The following is a 19,480-nucleotide window of genomic DNA, read 5'->3' as shown; positions in this document are numbered from 1 at the left end:
CAACAATTGGCTCTGGCAACTCACCGCGCCTCACGCATAAATAAGCGTGTTTGTCGGGAATTGTAAATACGCAATACAGCGAGGTGGATCAAATGAGCGAAAAAAATAGTCTGATGCAGCAACGCAAAGCACAGGCGCTGCCTAAAGGTATCGGTACGCTTTGCGACTGGTATGTCGCCCGGGCCGAGAACGCCACCTTATGGGATCAGGCTGGCAACAGCTGGATCGATTTCGCTGGCGGCATCGCGGTGCTGAACACCGGTCATCGCCATCCGCGCATTGAACAGGCGGTCGCCGATCAGTTAACGAAGTTTACCCATACCGCTTTCCAGATCACCCCATATGAAAGTTACATCGCCCTTGCTGAGCGCATCAATCAGCGGGTACCCATTGCCGGGCCGGCGAAGACGGCATTCTTCACCACCGGCGCGGAAGCGGTAGAAAATGCTGTCAAAGTGGCGCGAGCCTATACCCGTCGTCACGGCATCATTACCTTCGGCAACGCGTTTCACGGCCGGACGTTTATGACCATGGCGATGACCGGCAAAGTGGCCCCCTACAAGCGGGATTTTGGCCCGATGCCGGCCTCAGTCTGGCACGCCCGCTACCCCAGCGAGGTACAGGGGATCAGTGTTGCAGCGGCACTCAGCAGCCTTGACGACATTTTTAGTCAGGACGTTGCGCCGCACGACGTCGCCGCCATTGTGCTGGAACCGGTACAGGGCGAAGGCGGATTCCACGCTGCGCCGCTGGCCTTTATGCAGTCGCTACGCGAGCTGGCCGATCGCCACGGCATCCTGCTGATTGCGGATGAAGTTCAGAGCGGCTTTGCCCGTACCGGCAAGCTGTTCGCCATGGAGCATTATCCGGTGAAAGCGGACATCATCACCATGGCCAAGAGCCTGGCAGGCGGGATGCCACTGTCCGCCGTTGCCGGTCGGGCCGAGGTAATGGATGCGCCCTCACCCGGCGGCCTTGGCGGCACCTACGCTGGTAATCCGCTGGCAATTGCCGCCGCACATGCGGTGCTGGATGTGATTGAAGAGGAACAGCTGTGTCAGCGCGCCGTCAAATTAGGTGCCTGGCTGGAGGCGGAACTGCAAAAACATCATGCCACTTATCCGGCGATTGCCGACGTCCGCGCGCTGGGATCGATGGTCGCGATGGAGTTTCATCAGCCCGGCGATGCACAGGCGGTGCAGCAGGCGGCAATGGCGAATGGCCTGCTGCTGCTGACCTGTGGCGCGAAAGGCAATGTGATCCGCTTCCTTTATCCGCTCACCATCCCCGATGCGCAGTTCAGCCAGGCGCTGGATATTCTGAACGCGGTGCTCAGCCAGGCTCTGACGCCCGTGACTCAGGGTAGCGTTCCGGCCTGATTCCCCCCCGGCTGATTCATCCGGGCTCTATCCCCCTGCTCGTCCGGGCCACATCCCGGACGCAGCGTCGGAGACGATGACATGACAATGACTCACAACGCGAATGATGATTCGCTGGCGCAAAACCTGAAGCCTCGCCACGTAAGGATGCTTTCCATCGCCGGGGTAATTGGTGCTGGATTGTTTGTGGGTTCCGGCCACGCCATTTCAGAGGCAGGACCGGCAGTATTAATTTCCTATGCGGCGGCCGGAGCGTTGGTGGTGCTGATTATGCGAATGCTGGCTGAGATGGCGGTCGCATCGCCTGATTCCGGCTCGTTTTCGACCTATGCCGACAAGGCGCTCGGCCGCTGGGCGGGCTTTACCATCGGCTGGCTCTACTGGTGGTTCTGGGTGCTGGTGATCCCGCTGGAGGCCAATGCGGCCGGAACGATACTGCATGCCTGGTATCCACAGGTGGCTATCTGGCAGTTCACTCTCGCCATCACACTTATTCTGACCGTGACCAATTTGCTGAGTGTGAAAAATTATGGCGAGTTTGAATTCTGGTTTGCGCTGATCAAAATCGCCGCCATTATTCTGTTTCTCGGCGTGGCGGCGGCGGCGGTGTTGGGGTGGTTGCCCGGCAGCGGGACTCAGGGACTGTCACATCTGTATGATACCCACGGCTTTATGCCGAACGGAATGGGCGCGGTGATGGCCGCGATCCTCACCACCATGTTCTCCTTTATGGGCACCGAGATTGTGACTATCGCCGCCGCCGAGTCGAAGAATCCTGGTAAGCAGATTACCCAGGCAACCAACTCGGTCATCTGGCGTATCGCGCTGTTTTATCTGCTGTCGATATTCTTTGTGGTGGCGCTGGTACCGTGGAATACGCCGGGCCTGGTGCAACAGGGTTCCTGGCAGACGGTGCTACAGGCGATGAACATCCCGCACGCCAGGCTGATCGTTGATCTGGTGGTGCTGATGGCGGTGTGCAGTTGCCTCAACTCGGCGCTCTATACCTCATCGCGGATGCTCTATTCACTGTCACGCCGTAAAGATGCGCCCGCGGCCGCCTCCCGCACCAACCGCAGCGGCACGCCGTGGATTGCGGTGCTACTCTCTACGGGTGCCGCCTTTCTGGCGGTGATCGCCAACTATCTGGCCCCAAGCGTAGTATTTGAGTTTTTACTGGCGAGTTCCGGTGCTATTGCGCTGCTGGTTTACCTGGTGATTGCCGCCTCGCATCTGGTACTGCGTAAAAAGCGCGAAAAAGCGGGTGAAGTGCTGAGCTATCGGATGTGGCTGTTCCCCGGCCTCACCTGGTTTACCATCCTGTTTATCGTTACGGTGCTGGTGGTGATGCTGTTTGATGACCGTCATCAGGCGGAACTGCTGGCAACCGGCGGGCTGACGCTGGTAATCATCGCCACCAGCTACCTTTTGCACCGCAAAAGAGAGAAACGGCTAAGCGCGAAGTTTTATCCCCTGCACTCTTCCGATCACTCCTGATTATAAGCTCTCCATCAACACGCCCAGGGAGGGGCGCTGTTCAATAACTCACCATTTCTTCCGTTCCGGCTTCAGGCTGCATTATTCTGGCGGCGAGCCTGACGAAATTATTAACAGGCCGTTTATTGCGTGACAGCTCCCATTCAGCCGTAATGAAGACTGAATTAACCCGCGTGGCGAACAGGTTGATAAAAAGCTGATTCAACTTTGCCGATTTACATTAAAAAATCAGTAAAAAGCGAGGATCTATCATTTATAACAACCGGCAAAACGGGACAGCGTCATTCACAGCGCTGACCCGCAGTTGTTTATAACCTCAACAGTGGCGTCATTTAAAGATAAGTGACCGAAATAATCCCTTTACGTTTAGCGGCATCAAGCCAGTGCGTCGCCACAGTCACGGGCAGAGAGTCGAGTGACTGCGACTTCATCAGGTCAGCGGTGCGGACTACCGTCTGGCCATTCTGCGGATCGGAGCAATAAAAAGTCGCAGGATTGTGGATCACTTTCATATTACAGGAGGCCGTGAATATTCCTCCACTGAAGCCGATCGCACCTGAAGATGACGCCATCTCTGCGCTGGCAGACGGGCCGGCCAGGGTAAATAGCAGTGTCGCCAGACAAGCATACCGATATGATTTCATTGTGCATTCTCCTGGATGTGTTTACCTGTTATCGGCAGCTGCACCGATACATTAAGCTCAGAGATAAAAACACTGGGAAAGAAACGGTTTGATGCGATAAAGAGCCAGAGATTCAGACGACCGCTGGCGTGCAATATAAAACAATGAAAATGGCTGAACAAAATCAAGTATAGCGTAGCCGCTGATTTTTTGACGCGATCTGAAATTTACTTATTCATGCAGTCCATAAAATGCCGGTTTACTGACTGGTCTTCTATACGAGCATCTAAATAAACGCATCATGAAACAGGCAGAAATTACCGACAGCATTTCCACATCGCATTCTGGTAACGCACCTGCTGACTTTATTAATTATCAGGCGTTAATTGTTTAACCTTACGCTGGCCAGCACGCATAAACACATGATGACAGCATCAATGAATCAACTTACCTGAGCGATACTTTTGTACAGCTCATCAAGAAACAGCCGCAGCGCGGCGGACTGGTGCTCGCGCGACAGATAAAGTCCCCAGATACCCAATGTTTGTGGCCGGTAATCAGGGAGCAACTGCACCAGCTTGCCGCTAGCAAGGCTGCTGCGGGCTTCCTGCTCGGGCACCATTGCCACACCGCAGTCGGCAATGGCGGCATCACACAACAGCGATGAGATGCCGGCACTGAAATTCCCCCTGACCGCCACGGCGATCTTTTCACCCTGTGGTGCCGTAAAATGCCAGCTTTGTCCGGCAAATCGGCTGTAATAAAGACAGTTGTGCGACGATAACGCCTCTGGCGTCTGTGGCGTTCCCTGTTTCGCCAGATAACCCGGCGAGGCACAAAGTACCGAACGACATTCGCCCAGACGACGCGCGATCGCACCCGGCTCCGGCGCGTCTGTGATGCGGATCGCCAGATCGATGCGCTCGCCTATCAGGCTGACCGGTTGATTATTAATTTCCAGCTCAATACGCAGCGCCGGATAGCGACTAAGGAAATCAGGAATGGCCGGGCCGACCAGGTGAGTCGCGGTAAAATGCGCGCAGGCGATACGCAGCGTACCGGCGGGCATCGCCTGCGTCGATTCCTGCTCAATCTCTTCCGAAAGCCGCGCCAGCTGACGGGTTCGCAGCAAAATTGCCTCGCCGGCGGGGGTGATAGTCAACCGACGCGATGAACGGTGCAGCAGGCGCGTCCCGGCCCACTTTTCCATCTCTTCCAGATAGCGGCTGACCATCGGCCGCGAAATGCCCAGCGCCCGTGACGCCGCGCTCAGGCTGCCCAACTCACATATCCGGTTAAACACCGCTGCGGCTGTCACGCGATCCATCTCATCACCTGTACGATTTATGAAACTCAGCATCTCTGATTGCGGGAATTCTATCAGATAACAAAAGCCGTAAAATAGCGCCCGGTGATGTGCAGATAAATAAAGCGCCAGCGGATGAGCGAGCAGTAACGCCTGCATTCTCCACCGGTGACTGCGCTGAAGTTCGTCAGGCAACCTTTTCCGCTACTCTGAGGATTAATAATGAAAACCACGCTGTTACCGTTAACGCTGATTCTGGCCTCGGCCGCCGCCACGGCGGCCCCGCTGCAATTCGAAACCTACAACCCGCAGCACGACGGTATTTTTGCCGTTTCCTCAACCCTGGTGAGCGGACCGAAAGAAGCCATTCTTTTCGATGCGCAGTTCAGCACCATTGACGGTGAAAAACTGGTTGAGATGATTAAACGGAGCGGTAAAACGCTGAAAGAGATCGTCATCACCTCTGGCGATCCTGATTTTTACTTTGGTCTGGAACCGATTGTGAAGGCCTATCCTGACGTGAAGGTGGTTGCGACGCCGGGCGTGGTGAAACACATTCAGCAGACGCATCAGGCCAAGCTGAAATACTGGGGACCGCAGATGAAGAAGGGCGCGCCGGATAAACTGACCCTGCCGAAAGTCACCGATCAAACCCGCTTCAGCGTCGATGGAGAAGTGCTGGAGCTGCGTCATCCGGATGAATATGCCGCTTACGTCTGGGTCCCGTCGGAAAAGACCATTCTGGGTGGAACGGCGATTTCATCCGGCATTCATGTCTGGACCGCCGATACGCAGACGGTGCAAAGCCGCACCGCCTGGCGCAACGTGCTGACTGAAATGCAGGGGCTGAAGGCGAAAAATGTCATTCCGGGGCACTACCTCGGCGAACGCCCGGCCGGGAGTCAGGCGGTAGATTTCACCCTCAATTACCTCAAAAGCTTTGACGCGGTTCTGGCGCAATATAAAACCTCATCGCAGGTCATCAGCGCGGTTAAAGCTACCTGGCCACAGCTGGCAGAAGAAGGGTCACTGGAACTCAGTGCCAAAGTGAATACCGGCGAAATGAAATGGTAAGCTGAACGCATTGTTCACGCGCCCTGACCCGCCGTCTCTCCCGGGACGGCGGGTCGTCAGCCGCGTTGCGGTGCTGTGGAATTATTCTGCAGTCAGCTGTCTGGGATGCAGCCCCGCAACCGGACTTAATGCTTCAAGCCGGGCAGCAATAGCCAGAATTGTCGCTTCATCGTGCCATTTCCCGGTGATCTGAATGTTGATCGGCAAGCCTTCACTGCTCTGACCAAAGGGTAAGGCAATACCTGGCAATCCGGTCACGTTAAGCGGGACCGTGGCCGCCTGCAGCCAGCTGACATCCACCGTCTGCCCATCAATCACCAGCTGTTCAATCCCGTGCTTATGCGCCGGCGTCGGCAGTACCTGGGTAATCAGTGCATCATAACGTGAGAAGTAATCGGCGTAGCCATCGCGGATACGCTCTGCTGCCTGTTCCGCTTCGATGTACGCCTGCAGCGGCGTATCGGGCAGTGACAGCATGGTTCTGGCCATTTTATAGATTTCCGCCGGCTCCCGGCCCGCCACGGCTGCCGCAAAAGCAGGCTTCATCTCCATCACGTGCAGACGGTTGAACACGTCCAGCGCAAAGTCACGTTCCAGCGCGGCAATCTCCACCTCCTCAACCTGCACCCCGCTCTGTTGCAGTGCCGCGGCCGCCGCTTTCACCACCGCCGCCACTTCCGCATCAACCGGACCGAAGCCGGGTCCGGTCATCCAGCCAATCCGCAGCGGACGAGGCTGGACACCATAATCGGGTAGCGGATGGGCGGCACGGGTAGCAAAAGCATCCTGCCCATCCGGGCCCGACAGCAATGAGAAAGCGAGCGCTATGTCGCGTACGGAGCGCGCCATCGGGCCGACATGCCAGAAACGACGCGGTGCGCGCGGCCAAATACCGGTCATCGGTATGCTGCCATGGGTGGCTTTGATTGAGGTGATACCGGTCTGAGACGCCGGACCACGGACAGAAATGGCCAGATCGGTGCCCAGTCCAAGTGGCGACATCCCGGCGGCGATGGCGGCAGATTCGCCCCCGCTAGAGCCGCCGGGCGTGCGCGTCAGGTCCCAGGGATTGTTCGTGCGGCCGCTGAGTAAATTGTCGCTTTCGATCCAGTATGAGAATTCAGGCAGATTGGATTTAGCCAGCAGAATGCCGCCGGCCGCTTTCATCCGCGCCACGCTGGTAGCATCCTGCGACGGCATACGATGCCTGAAGATTGGCGATCCGCGCTGCGTCATCACACCAGCGGTATCAATCGAATCTTTGACGGTAAAAGGTACGCCGTGCAGAGGTCCCAGCGGCTGACCTGAACGGACAGCCTGCTCAGCCGCTTTTGCCTCACTCAGTGCGTTCTCCGCCAGCGTGACAATCGCATTAACCTGCGGATTAGTTTGTTCAATGCGATCAAGGTGTGCTTTAACCACTTCCACCGGTGAAACGTCGCCGTTGCGAATCAGTTGAGCCAGTTCAGTCGCGTCGTTAAAAAAGAGTTCATTTTGCATTTTCATTCCCCTACCTGTCAATTGGTAGGTAAACAGTAGATCGCTTATTTTACGCTGTCAATAACTACCTGCCAGATGGTAGGATAATGACTTCACCGGAGGAGACACTATGAGTAAGAATGCAAAAGAAGCGATCCTGTCGGCGGCACGTAAAAGTGCGCAGGCCCATGGCTATGTCGGCCTCAACTTCCGCGAACTGGCGAGTGAAGTCGGCATCAAAGCCGCCAGCATCTATCACCATTTTCCTGGCAAGGCGGAATTAGGGGCGGCGGTTGCCCGACGCTACTGGGAAGATACTGCCGCCGATCTTGACGCACTGCGTGAATCAAACCCGGATGCAGCGGCCTGTCTGCGCCAGTATCCGCATATTTTCCGCCGTTCGCTGGAAAGCGAAAACCGGCTCTGTATGGGCAGCTTTATGTCCGCAGAATATGACGATCTTCCCGAGGCGGTGAAGACCGAGGTGCAGCATTTTGCGGAAGTGAATATTGCCTGGCTGGCTGCGCGATTGCAGGAAACCGGCATGACCGACGTGGCGCAGAGTCAGGCACGGGCGCGGGCCATTTTTGCCGCCGTGGCCGGGGCACAGTTGCTGGCCCGCAGCCGTTCCGACATTTCGCTGTTTGATGCGCTGATAACCGATTATCAGGCTGCCGGTCTGCTGCCGGCTTAAGCGCCGGGTTATCGGGCCTGGCACGTCCCGATCGGGTTTCTCACCCCCACCACCAACCCGGTGGGGGATTTCTGCGTTACGGCTTTGCTTACCGTTCGCGCAGCGCTTCGCGGGCCCGGTTAAGCGGCTTGAGCAGATACTCGATGATAGTTTTGCTGCCGGTATGGATCTCCCCCATGGCGATCATTCCCGGATAAACCGGAAAGTGCTTCCCTTTTTTGTTCACCAGATAGTCTTTATCGGTCCGGATATAAACACGGTAAAAATATTGGTCGCGATGAACCTCATCCTGAATCGTATCAGGCGATATCGAGGCAACCTCTCCTTCCAGCCCGCCGTAAATGTTAAAGTCATACGCGGTCAGCTTGACCACGGCGCGCTGACCCGGGGTGATAAAAGCCACATCACGCGGCGCGATCTGCGCTTCAATGATCAGCTGTTCATCCAGCGGCACGATCTCCATCAGGTTGCCACGTTGCGGGATAACGCCCCCCACCGTGTTCACTTCAATATCTTTCACAATCCCTCTCACCGGCGCGACCACAACGGTTCTCTTCAGCGTATCGGCCCGCCCGATAATAATTGAGCGCTGCGAGGCCGCTTCCGCGTTGGCTTTCGCCAGCTCCTCACGCGCCCGTACGATATACTGGTTTTCGGCATCGCTGAGTTTGTTATTCAGTTCATTAGCCTGGCGCTTGAGCCGCAGAACTTCGACGTTACTGGCCGCCCCTCTGGAAACCAGTGACGACGTCAACTGCAGCTCGCGGTTAACCAGGCTTAACGCTTCACGCAGTCCGCTTACCGTCTTCTCCAGATTTTCACGACGCGAGTGATAAAGCGCGGTTTCGGCTGCCACCAGCGCCGGATCCTCGCCCACCTCAGCAGGAAATGTCAGCTCGGTACCGGCGGTTTCCGCCTGTAAGCGCGCGGCGGTTGCCAGCGCAGCGCGCAGTCGTGAGGTACTTTCCTGCAGGCCGGAGTCGATCTGGGTCGGATCCAGCAGCGCCAGGACCTGGCCCGCCTCGACCACATCCCCTTCGTGCACCTTAAGCTCTTTCAGGATCCCGCCTTCCAGCGACTGAATAATCTGCTCATGCGAACTGGGAATCACCTTACCTACCCCGACGGTGACTTCATCCAGCTCAAAATTTGATGCCCAGATAAAGAACAGCAGCAGCATCACCATTACCGCCATCACGATCATGCCGCCAGCAGAGAACCACTGCCGGAAGCGTACCGTTTTGTTTTTCTTCAAAGCAGAAAGAGGAGTGGTGATCATTTTGCGGCTCCTGAAGTGTTCAGATTGACTCTGCCGTGGTGAGGCGTCGGTTCAGCGCTGGACGGCCGGCTGACCAGCATGGCTTCTTTGCTTCCGTCCCGGACAATCTTACCGTTCTCAATCAGCAGGATACGGTCCACCAGCTGCAGCGCCGCCGGGCGATGAGTGGCAATGATCAGCGTCCGGTTACCCATCCAGACCTTCAGTTTTTCAATCAGGTGCTTCTCTACTCCATCATCCAGCCAGGCGGTTGGCTCATCGAGCAGCAGCACGCTGGGCTGACGCAGGATGGCGCGCGCCAGCAAAAGCTGTTGCCGCTGCCCGCCGGAGAGCCCTTTTCCGCCTTCCTGCAACGGGTAATCCATTCCCTCTGGCAGCTGGCGAATAAACTCAATCGCCCCGCTGATCTCCAGCGCCTGTAACATCTCTTCCTCGGTCGCCAGCGGCATACCTAACCGCAGGTTTTCCCGAATCGTGCCGTAGAACAGCGAGGACGTCTGGCTGACCAGGCCGACATCACGGCGTACATCCAGCGGATCAATCGAAGAGAGACGAACCCCGTCGAGCAGCAGCGCACCTTCGCCTGGCTGTAACAATCCGGCCATCATCTGTAATAAGGTTGATTTGCCTGAGCCGTTGCGGCCCAGCAGCGCAAGCTTCTCGCCCGCCGCGATGGTCAGTTTGCTGACCGCAATAACCGGATTGGGCGAATTGGGATCGTAGCGATAGCTCACCTCAGAGAAGCTGTATTCGCCATAAATTCGCGGCCGATGGATCTGCACGCTGCGCTCAGGCTGATCGACCTCGCTTTTCAGCAGGTTTTCGAGGCCTTCGCGCGCGACTTTGGCTTGCTGCCAGCGGCTGAAAATCATCGTCAGTTGCCCGAGCGGGGCCATCATGCGTGACGCCAGCATTGAGCAGCCGATCAGCACGCCGGTGGAAAGATCGCCGCTCATCGCAAAGAAGGCCCCCACCAGCACCACCCCGATATACGCCACGGTCTGGACTTCACTGGTCCAGCTCATTAGCAAGCTGCTGATAAAGCGCTGCTTCTTCGATGATTTACTGATCGCCTCGTTCAGATGATTCCACTGATTCTGAAAGTAAGGCTCAGCGCGCAGCAGTTTGATGTCATCCATGCCCTGAACCGCTTCAACCAGCATGGCGTTGCGTACCGCCGATTCACGCATCGTGGCTTTAGAGAGTTTCGCCAGTGAAGATTGCGCCAGCAGTCCGGGAATAATGATCAACGGCAGAGCCGCCAGCGGGACCAGCACCAGCCAGCCGCCCAGCAGCCAGAGAATAAACAGAAAGATGATCAGAAACGGCAGATCGGCGATAGCAGAGATGGTGGTTGAGGTAATCAGTTCACGGATCTGTTCCAGCTCACGGATTTGAGCAATAAAAGAGCCGGTCGATTTTGGCCTCAGATCGTTGCGGATGCGCAGCGCATGACCAAACACCCGGTCCGAGATCCGCAAATCAGCGCTCTTGCCCGCCATATCTGAAATATGAGTGCGGATAATCCGCATGATAAAGACGAAGGTCAGGGCAATCATCACCCCGCCGAACAACACCCACAAAGACGGAACCGACTGTGAGGGGATGACCCGGTCGTAAACCTGCATGGTAAATAACATCGCCGACAGGCCGAGCACGTTGGAAATCAGCGAGGCGAACATGACGTGCACGTAAGCAGGCCACTCTTTCAGAATGGTTTGCCACAGCCAGTCGGCGCGATGCGGTTTGATATAGTCATCTACCCGCGCATCCGGTACCGAGGTCTCCGGTTTGGCTAACAGCACACGCTGCGCATGTTCCGCCAGTTCATCAAGGGTAAGCACGGTCTGCAATTGCTGCTCGCCATTCAGCATCAGGCTGACTTTGCCCTCTTCGCCCAGCGTGGTAAGCACCCCAACGCCACGCGGGCCGAAATCGACGATCAGCGGCAGACGCCACGGGTCCAGCAGGTCCGGATGAAAATCATCAAAAATGACCAATAATCCCAGCTGGCGCGCCATGTTTTCAATCAGTTGCTCCTGGCTAAGCTGGTGTAACTGCCACTCCGCCTCGCCTTTAACCCGCTCCGGCGAGCCATCCAGACGATAATGTTTTGCCACCAGCAGCAGCGCTTCCAGCCACGGCGTATAGGTTTTTTTAGGTTGCCGGGAGGATGAAAAATCCTCGTTGCGTTCGGTTTTTATCATAATAATTTTCTCTTACTCACTGCGAGGCGTATTAAGACGTGATACGCAAACCCTGGATAAGCTGGTTATCAAAATTAAATGCTTCCCGGGCCAACCCGGCCAGCACCACATAATTAACCGATGAAGCCCATAAATCGCAGCGGGCATTAATAAGATCCTGTTCGGCCCGGCTAATTTCCTGTTCGGCATTCAGTAAATCGAGCACGTTACGGGTACCTAACGATAAATATTGCTCACGGTAGAGTGAACGCGTTTCCAGAATAGTTTTCATTCTGCGGCTGAGTAATGAAATATTACGCTGCAGGCCGTTGACGCTCTGAAAATAGTTGCGTTGCTGATCGGTTATGTCCAGTTTTTTACTGGCAATGGCCGATCTTGCCGCTTCAAGCGCCCGGGCGCTGGCACTTTCCTGAGCAACCAATGCGCCACCCTGATAAAGGGTACTGTTCACCGATAAATAGACGTTCTGATACTGACTGTGACGCTGGCTGCTGGCGATATCACCCATATATTTGTTGCTGTTCGCTTCCAGCGACACCGTGGGATAACGCTGCGCTTTATAGCTGCGTAATTCAGCCTGGGCGACGGCTGCATCTGCCTGCGCCATAAGAATCTCTGGATTACGGTTGAGATCGATATGGTTGCGCTGGCGCTCAATTAACGGCAGCAGCGAGACGGGCGCAGAGAGGCGAGTGGAACCCAGCGGCTGGCCGATCAGTGACTGCAGGTGATACTTCTGCTGCTGCAGTTTGATCTCAATATCCTGCTGTTGCGCCAGCGCGGCTTCCACACGCGCCTGCGCCTGGACCGGATCAACCCGGGTACTGGCGCCCGCGTCGGCCCGCATCTGCGTCAGCGCCAGGATGTTGCGTAATGCTTTGACTTCTTTTTTTGCATTATCAAGCAGCTGCGCGTATCGATACACTTCATTCATCGCCAGCGCAGTTTGCTGGATAATAGTATCGATCTGTGCCAGTACAGCGGCCTGCTGGCGCAGATATTTCGCGCTGGCCTGATCCACTGCGCTGCCGGTTTTGCCAAAGTCATACAGCATCTGAGAGAGGCCTACCGTGGCGATCTGCCCATTGCCTTCATCCTCCTGGCGACCTGAGGTGATGCCAGCTTTTATAGCCGGCAGATAGCCTGCACTGGCAGCATCAATACTGAAGCCAGCTGATTCAAGCGTGGCGATGCTGCTGCCAATTGAGGGATGATAATTAACCGCCTGCTGAATAGCCTGCTGCCAGTCGGTGGGCCATTCAGCAGGTAAATGTGGATTACGACTGGCCTGATTTTTTTCGGCTGGCTGCATCTCAATCTGAGCCGGTTTGATCTGTAGTTTGTCCGCCAGCACAGCACTGCCTGCTGGCGTAGTCGCTGGATCCGGCGTATCAGAAAAAGCGCCCCAAAACCCTGCCGGCGCTTCTTTTATTTCAGCCTGGGTAAAGGGATTGCGCCCCTTTTCCGCTGAAAAAGCGCAGGGCATGCTTATTACACAATAAAGGGTAATAAATAATTTTCTCATATTTATCTGAAGCACTCTGGTGTAAATGAATATAAGTGTTATTAAAAAGAGGCAGGAATAACGGGCTGGAAATAAAAACCCAGCCCGCCATCATTACTAATTACTTTTTATTAACCAATATTGACATCATCTTCGACATACAACTGCACGACAGAACCATCGGCGGCCGCACTGGTATACTGGTGATAACTGACACCGTTAACCAATAGATCGCTCGACTGATCCCAACTCCCTTTCAGCGTGACGGTATCCCCATCAGCCCCTCTGACATAAAGCGTATTATTGTCATCAGTCACTTTCAGCAAACTTTCCGCGCTGATAATCAGTTTGTCGTTTTCACTGTCGTTCAGCAGGTTGATGGTTTCAATATTATCGACCTTCGCCGAAATATCGCTGAGGTTCAATGGCGCGCTGCCGTGCCACGCCAGCGTGTCCTGACCGTCTGCACCGTTAATGGAGGTGAAACTGGTGTCATATACCTCGAAAATATCGCCGCCTTTGGTGCCGCTGAACAGAATCTCGCCACCGGCGCTGCCATCAACATCAATGCCCAGATTAAAACTCAGTGCAGCATTACTGCCGTCTGACAGGGTATAGGTAAAGGTATCGGTCAGCCCGCTTTGCGCATGTGTGACATCCGCAACATAGTTGTAATGCCCTTCACCGTCGATCGTCAGGGTGCCATAAGCGCCTTTGAAGCTCACCGCATCATCAGCAACGGTCATCACTTCTCCATTCTGGCTGACCGACACTACCGACGCATCTTCAGACAGCGATCCGGTTATGCCCTCAGCCACTTCGTTGAAAGTCAGCCCCTGCTGGACGTAGAGCGTGATCGGCGTGCCATCAAGCGCCGTGCCGGTGTAGAGGGTGTAGGTAATGTTGTTGAGCGTTTCCGCCCCATTCGCCTGCCAGACCCCTTGCAGCGAGAGTGAATCTTCGCTGCCGCCGCGCACATACAGCACGTTACTGTCGTCGGTGATGTTTTTAATATCATCGGCATCAAGCATCAGCACCGTTGCTACCGCGTTGCTTTGCAGATCGATCGCTTCAATATTGCTGACCTTGCCGGCAATTTCGCTAAGCTGCAGGTCACCTTCACCGTTCCAGATCAGCGTATCCTGACCCGCTTTTCCATCCACCGAGGTGAACTGGGTATCGTGGATCATGAAGCTGTCATTGCCCACCGTGCCAGCAAAGATCAGCGCCCCGCCTTCTGAGCCATCCACGGCGACACCCAGCGTCATGACCAGGTTTTTAACCGTACCGTCAGCCAGCACATAGGTAAATGTGTCTTCGCTGCCGGACAGTTTTATCACCGAGTTACTGTTCAGTTGATAAGTGTAACTGCCGTCGTTATGGATGGTCAGCGTACCGTAGGTCCCGGTAACGGTAGTGCCTGCGGCGGCAATCAGCGTATAGCTTGCTGCTCCGGAGACGATCCCGGCGGCGATCGATTTCACCAGAAGTGCGCTGTCACTGGCGCTGTCACTGGTAAAGACCGAGCCCGTCACGCTTGAGCTGGTACTAACTTTGTAATCGGTGGTGCTGACAATATTGGCCGCCACCCGGACAGTCAGCGCATTATAGTTGGTTGTCCAGAACAGGCCTGGATAACCGGACTGGGTGCTGTCCACCACCACGCGATAGGTGCCTGCCGGCTGCCCTTCCAGCGAAACGTTCAGCCCGATGCCTGCAGTAATCGGCTGAGACCCTTCAGTCACGGTATCCCAGCGCAGTGTCTGGCTGTTGTAAACCTGTAATGACCAGTTGATCGATACGAGATTGCTGGTATCGATCTCAGCACCGGAGACGCTGATACTGATTTCCTGCAGATCGCTGATGTTGTTAATCGTGAAGCTTTCACTGCTAAAGTGACCAAACGCCGTATTTAAGGTGGTGGTCTGGTCGATGCTGTCGCTAAGCAGAGAAACCTGCCCGGTAATATCAGCCGCGTTATCTTCAGCCAGCGTAATGCTGCTGCTCTGCTTAATATCGCTGTCGACATACAGATTAACGACCTGACCCTCCGCGGTGGTGCTGACATAGTGCACGTAATCAACGTTATTGAAGACTTCGTGACCACTCAGCGCCCAGCTGCCTGACAGGGTCAGCGTGTCGGTTATCGCACCTTTCACAAACAGGGTATTTTGATCATCGGTGATCTGCGCCACGTTTTGCGCGGTGATCACCAGATTATTCACACTGCTGTCGTTGACCAGATCAATTTCTTCGATATTGCTGATTTTACTGGCGATATCACTCAGGGTCAGGGTGCCGGTACCGCTCCACACCAGCGTATCGAAGCCTTCACCGCCATCAATACTGGCAAAGCCGGTATCGCTGAGGCTGAACGTGTCATCACTGGTCGTCCCGGTTGCTGCTTGCGACGCCGCCACGTTGTACGCCGTACCGTCCTCGCTGTTCTGATATTCGACCGGGGAGAGCGTAAGGCCCTGCTGCAGGTAAATATCAACCGACGAATTGTCTGCAGCCGTGCCGGTATAGTGGGTATATAAAACATTCTCGACCACCACCGTGCCGCTGTTTACCCAGACACCTTCCAGCGTAACGCTATCGCCTGCCACTCCTTTGATGTACAGCGCATTGGCGTCGTTGGTGACATCAGCCACACTCTGCGCATCAATGACCAGGTTGTCGCTTCCATCGGTCGAGGTCAGACTGATTGCTTCAATATCGCTGACCTTAGCGGCGATGCTGCTTAGCACCAGCTGACCGTTGCCATGCCACGCCAGCGTATCGTTGCCGTTGCCGCCTTCGACAGCGGTAAAATTGACGTCATGGATATCAAACACATCGTCTGCTTCAGTACCGTGGAACACCAGTGCGCCTCCGTTGCTGCCGTCAACTTCGACGCCAAGATGAATGGTAACCGTCGCGGTAACCACTTCACCGTTAGCGCCCTTAAGCGCATAGGTGAACACATCTTCCGAGCCAGCCGGCAAGGTAGTGGTGCCTGGCGTGTAGGTGTAAGCGCCGTTGTTGTAAATCACCAGGGTGCCATACTGGCCAGTAATGGTGACGCCACTTTCGGTAACGTGGGTATAGCTATCATCAATTGCGCGATCGCTGCTGCTGTCGCCGGCTTTGACAAAGATGCGGGTATACACCGAACTCAGTTTATCGGCGGTGCCGTCCGTTCCTTCGTCGGTCAGAATGTTGCCTGTCGCGACGTCGCCGGTGGTAATCACATAATCACTGGCGCTGACCGTCTCTACCGCAAGATCGAGTTTCACCACATTTTCCGCGCCGGTAGTGCTGATCGCCACACGGTAGGTGCCTTCACCTAAACCCTCGAGCAGATCGGCCATCGCCACATCCTGAATGACTTCAGCATTATGTTGTCCGGCCGCTACCACTGCGTTTTGGCTCTTCACCGTGCTCCAGCTTCCGTCACCGTTCTGCATCTGAACGGCATAAGTGATGTTCAGATCGGTGGCGAAGTTGTTGCCAAATAATCCCCATTCGGTGGTTAGCGTCAGCGAACCGGTGACAATATCGTCCGTGCCGGTCAGGCTGAAGGTGGAAGAGTAGTTCTCGGTACCACCGGCAGTGAGCTTAACGTCGGTATCACTGGCGCTGGAGGTTTCATAGATCACCGTAATGCTGGCATTCGCTTCGTTATTTGAGGCGATATCGGTGACTGCATTAGCCGCCGGATCGGTAGCATTCCAGCTCAGCTGCAGTGCGTCGTTGGTGCTACCAATCTGCACATGCAGCTGCGCTGAGGCGGTCTTACCGGTTGCTGAGTCGGTAATGGTATAGGTAAACGAATCCACTTTACCGATGCTGTCCATTGACGAATCAGGCGTGTACTCATAGCTGCCATCGGCATTAATCACCAGCGTACCGTAGCGGCCAACCAGAGTGGTTTTAGGCGATGCCTGGTTCATTTCAGCGGAGGTCACTATGCCTTCGCTGTTGGTCACGCTCACCGACGTCACTGAGGTGTAAGCGCCGTGCGGAATCCCATCGGTGCCGTAAGCGCTATCGACGTCAGTAATGACGTTGCCGATCGCCGTGGTGTAGTCGGTAGGCGTACCCTGTTCTGCCAGGGTGTAAACCGTCTTCGAGGCTTCGAGGTCAAAACTGGCCCCCAGGTTAATCCCTGAAGTGGTATAGACCAACTGATACTGACCGGCGGTTAATCCCGACAGCGTAATGGAGGAGGTCGATGCGCCCATGCCAAACATCCCGAACAGGTTACCGCTCTCCTCCTGCGATACTGTGACCCACTCTCCGGTAGAGGGATCCAACTTCTGCAGTACCAGCGTCGAGTTACTGGCGACGTTAACGAATGAGGAAGAGGTCGCGTTAACCTGCAGATCCATAATGGTGCCATCTTCAACCACAATCGGATCGCTGGATATCTGGTTGTTAAACGCGATCAATCCCCCATCGCTAAGCACGGTCCCCAGATCCTGCTCCACACTCACCGGATAGGTGAAGCCTACCGCAGCGCCTGAACTGATGTTATCTGACGCGCTCAGCTCAATGGCCTGAACATTCAACGGCAGCACGGCAGAAGGATCGCTGCTGTTGCCTGCGGCATCGGTAGTGACAAACGTCAGCTCGTGACTGCCGTCATACAGCCCTGCTTCGGCTGTAAACTGCCAGCTTCCGTCTTCAGCAACCGGGGTTTCACCGATCGCTTCGCCTTTATCGTAGAGGGTCACCGTGGCACCTGGTTCGAGATCGCTGCCACTGAACGTCAGCTTGCTGTCACTCTGCGTTTCTGCCGGATTGGTTATCTCCCCAGCTTCATCGGTGATCACCACTGTGCTGAGGTTGACCGCCTCAGGCGCCACAGAATCCACAACATATTCCACGGCCGCAGATTCACCGCTGCTGTTACCGGCAGCATCTACCGCTTCGAAGGTTAAGCTGTGTTCACCTTCACTCAGCGCCGCGTCTGGCGTAAAGGTCCAGTTACCGTTTTCATTAACCGTCGCTTCGCCGAGTACCACGCCATTATCCCGGACGGTAACGGTGGTTCCCGCTTCCAGCCCTTCGGCGGTGAAGGTCGGGGTCGTCTCGGTAATTTCACTGCCCGCCTCCAGGATTGTGCCTGCCTCGTCGGTCAGGGTGATGTCAGCCAGGCTGATCGGTTCTGGTGCGAGGGTGTCGATAACAACATTAATGGTATCGCTGCCCGAATTACCCTGGTGATCCTCAATCGACACGCTCAGCGCATGATCGCCATCGTCCAGTGGCGCTGCGGGCGTAATGCTCCAGCTGCCATCTTCGGCGACGTCGACCACGCCCAGCACGCTATCGCCATCGGTTAAGGTGACAGTAGATCCCGGTAACTGATCTTTACCGCTGAAGGTTGGTGTGCTGTCGTTGATGAGATTGCCATCAGTGATGATATTACCGTCGTCATCACTAACCACCATACCGGTGTTAATGCCTTTATTGACCGAGATGGCTACATCCAGCGCATCAGAGATTCCACTGCTGTTACCCACCTGATCTGTCACTTCAAAGGTGAAGCTGTGGTCACCATCCACAAGTTTTTCAGATGGGGTGAAGCTCCAGTTCCCGTCTTCGTCAACGGTGGTTTCACCCAACACGGTGTCACCATCGCGAACAATGACGGTGGCGCCAGCCTCAAGGCTCTGGCCGCTGAAGGTAGGGGTATTGTCTGCCATCACATCCGAGGCGATAACGGCATCACCATTATCATCAACAAGGGTTATGCCTGTGATATCAACGCCTGCTGGCGGTGTCGTGTCAACGATGACGTTGAAGCTTCCTTCATTGGTCACTCCTTGCGGATCGGTCACAGTAACATTGATGCTGTGCTCGCCCTCGCTCAGTGGAGACTCAGGGGTAAAGCTCCAGTTACCGTCAGCATCCACTTCGACGTTAGCCAGTACGACTTCACCATCGGCAATAACAATCGTTGAGCCGGGCACGAAATCTTTACCGCTGATTGTCGGATCGTTGTCGTTGACGGTGTCGCCGCTGTGGATCAGGTTGCCGTTATTATCAGTAATTTCAATGACAGGGATTACCGGCGTTTCGACAATGACGCTGACTTCATCACTTACCGCGTTACCGCTGGCGTCGGTGCCGTCCACTACGATGGCGTGCTCACCGTCTGTCAGCGGCTGATCCGGCGTGAAGCTCCATTCGCCGTCATCGCCCGCGATCACTTCGCCGATTACCGTGTCGCCATCGGTGATGGTGACGGTTGAGCCCGGCTGCATGCCTTCGCCGCCGAAGGATGGCGTGCTGTCGTTAGTGGTGCTGCCATCGGCAATCGCATTACCTTCGTCGTCGGTAATTACCGGTCTGGTGATCTCTTCTTCTGATCCGGTCTCGCCTTCAGGTTCACCAGTGCCTTCTTCAGAACCGGTCTCACCTTCTGGTTCGCCCTCAGGTTCGCCCTCA

Annotated in this window: 11 protein-coding genes; 4 read left to right on the top strand and 7 right to left on the bottom strand. The window is 55.5% G+C overall.

Annotation, left to right across the window (positions count from 1 at the left end):
• The first annotated feature begins 92 nt into the window (after positions 1-92).
• Together gabT and gabP are read left to right on the top strand one after the other, a co-directional pair.
• Positions 93-1,379, top strand: a complete 1,287-nt coding sequence (gabT, locus tag AABB92_RS10920) for a 4-aminobutyrate--2-oxoglutarate transaminase (protein WP_046289335.1) — start codon at positions 93-95, stop codon at positions 1,377-1,379.
• An 81-nt stretch (positions 1,380-1,460) separates the two neighbouring features.
• The gene (gene gabP, locus AABB92_RS10915; RefSeq protein ID WP_031375556.1) at positions 1,461-2,876 is read left to right on the top strand and encodes a GABA permease; all 1,416 of its coding nucleotides are present in this window, start codon (positions 1,461-1,463) and stop codon (positions 2,874-2,876) included.
• A 332-nt stretch (positions 2,877-3,208) separates the two neighbouring features.
• On the opposite strand, the gene AABB92_RS10910 is transcribed toward gabP, so the two are convergent.
• Together AABB92_RS10910 and AABB92_RS10905 are read right to left on the bottom strand one after the other, a co-directional pair.
• Entirely contained in the window at positions 3,209-3,520 is a 312-nt protein-coding gene (locus AABB92_RS10910; protein WP_031375557.1) for a hypothetical protein, read from the bottom strand.
• A 421-nt stretch (positions 3,521-3,941) separates the two neighbouring features.
• Positions 3,942-4,826, bottom strand: a complete 885-nt coding sequence (locus AABB92_RS10905; protein WP_046289357.1) for a LysR family transcriptional regulator — start codon at positions 4,824-4,826, stop codon at positions 3,942-3,944.
• Between the two features lie 201 nt (positions 4,827-5,027).
• Here AABB92_RS10905 and AABB92_RS10900 point away from each other — a divergent pair, with 201 nt between their 5' ends.
• On the top strand, positions 5,028-5,879 hold the full coding sequence (locus AABB92_RS10900; protein ID WP_046289336.1) for a Vmh family MBL fold metallo-hydrolase: 852 nt from the start codon (positions 5,028-5,030) through the stop codon (positions 5,877-5,879).
• A gap of 81 nt (positions 5,880-5,960) precedes the next feature.
• Here AABB92_RS10900 and AABB92_RS10895 read toward each other — a convergent pair whose 3' ends face one another.
• Positions 5,961-7,379 carry an amidase gene (locus tag AABB92_RS10895; protein WP_031375558.1) on the bottom strand — a complete coding sequence of 473 codons (1,419 nt, stop codon included), beginning with the start codon at positions 7,377-7,379 and terminating at the stop codon, positions 5,961-5,963.
• A gap of 109 nt (positions 7,380-7,488) precedes the next feature.
• Here AABB92_RS10895 and AABB92_RS10890 point away from each other — a divergent pair, with 109 nt between their 5' ends.
• Positions 7,489-8,052 (top strand): TetR/AcrR family transcriptional regulator, encoded by a 564-nt coding sequence (locus AABB92_RS10890; protein ID WP_031375559.1) that lies wholly within the window; start codon positions 7,489-7,491, stop codon positions 8,050-8,052.
• An 88-nt stretch (positions 8,053-8,140) separates the two neighbouring features.
• Here AABB92_RS10890 and AABB92_RS10885 read toward each other — a convergent pair whose 3' ends face one another.
• The 4 genes from AABB92_RS10885 to AABB92_RS10870 form a co-directional block, all read right to left on the bottom strand.
• Complete coding sequence (locus tag AABB92_RS10885) at positions 8,141-9,331, bottom strand: beta-barrel domain-containing protein (protein WP_082097619.1); 1,191 nt, start codon at positions 9,329-9,331, stop codon at positions 8,141-8,143.
• Positions 9,328-11,538, bottom strand: coding sequence for a type I secretion system permease/ATPase (locus AABB92_RS10880; protein ID WP_046289337.1), 2,211 nt, complete (start codon positions 11,536-11,538; stop codon positions 9,328-9,330). Before AABB92_RS10880 ends, AABB92_RS10885 begins: the two co-directional genes overlap by 4 nt.
• Before the next feature lie 31 nt (positions 11,539-11,569).
• A complete protein-coding gene (locus AABB92_RS10875) occupies positions 11,570-12,892 on the bottom strand; it encodes a TolC family outer membrane protein (RefSeq protein WP_238585851.1) in 1,323 nt (440 codons plus the stop codon).
• 281 nt (positions 12,893-13,173) lie between these two features.
• On the bottom strand, positions 13,174-19,480 hold a 6,307-nt coding region (locus tag AABB92_RS10870; protein ID WP_342560937.1), incomplete at its 5' end, for a BapA/Bap/LapF family large adhesin.

It is taken from the genome of Pantoea brenneri, from assembly GCF_038594305.1.
GTDB lineage: Bacteria > Pseudomonadota > Gammaproteobacteria > Enterobacterales > Enterobacteriaceae > Pantoea > Pantoea brenneri.
This window is presented reverse-complemented; position numbering and strand designations above follow the sequence as displayed.

Excerpts from the sequence above, each read along its gene's own strand:
- gabT (WP_046289335.1), top strand. The coding sequence starts at position 93 with ATGAGCGAAAAAAATAGTCTGATGCAGCAACGCAAAGCACAGGCGCTG.
- gabP (WP_031375556.1), top strand. The coding sequence starts at position 1,461 with ATGACAATGACTCACAACGCGAATGATGATTCGCTGGCGCAAAACCTG.
- AABB92_RS10910 (WP_031375557.1), bottom strand. The coding sequence starts at position 3,520 with ATGAAATCATATCGGTATGCTTGTCTGGCGACACTGCTATTTACCCTG.
- AABB92_RS10905 (WP_046289357.1), bottom strand. The coding sequence starts at position 4,826 with ATGGATCGCGTGACAGCCGCAGCGGTGTTTAACCGGATATGTGAGTTG.
- AABB92_RS10900 (WP_046289336.1), top strand. The coding sequence starts at position 5,028 with ATGAAAACCACGCTGTTACCGTTAACGCTGATTCTGGCCTCGGCCGCC.
- AABB92_RS10895 (WP_031375558.1), bottom strand. The coding sequence starts at position 7,379 with ATGCAAAATGAACTCTTTTTTAACGACGCGACTGAACTGGCTCAACTG.
- AABB92_RS10890 (WP_031375559.1), top strand. The coding sequence starts at position 7,489 with ATGAGTAAGAATGCAAAAGAAGCGATCCTGTCGGCGGCACGTAAAAGT.
- AABB92_RS10885 (WP_082097619.1), bottom strand. The coding sequence starts at position 9,331 with ATGATCACCACTCCTCTTTCTGCTTTGAAGAAAAACAAAACGGTACGC.
- AABB92_RS10880 (WP_046289337.1), bottom strand. The coding sequence starts at position 11,538 with ATGATAAAAACCGAACGCAACGAGGATTTTTCATCCTCCCGGCAACCT.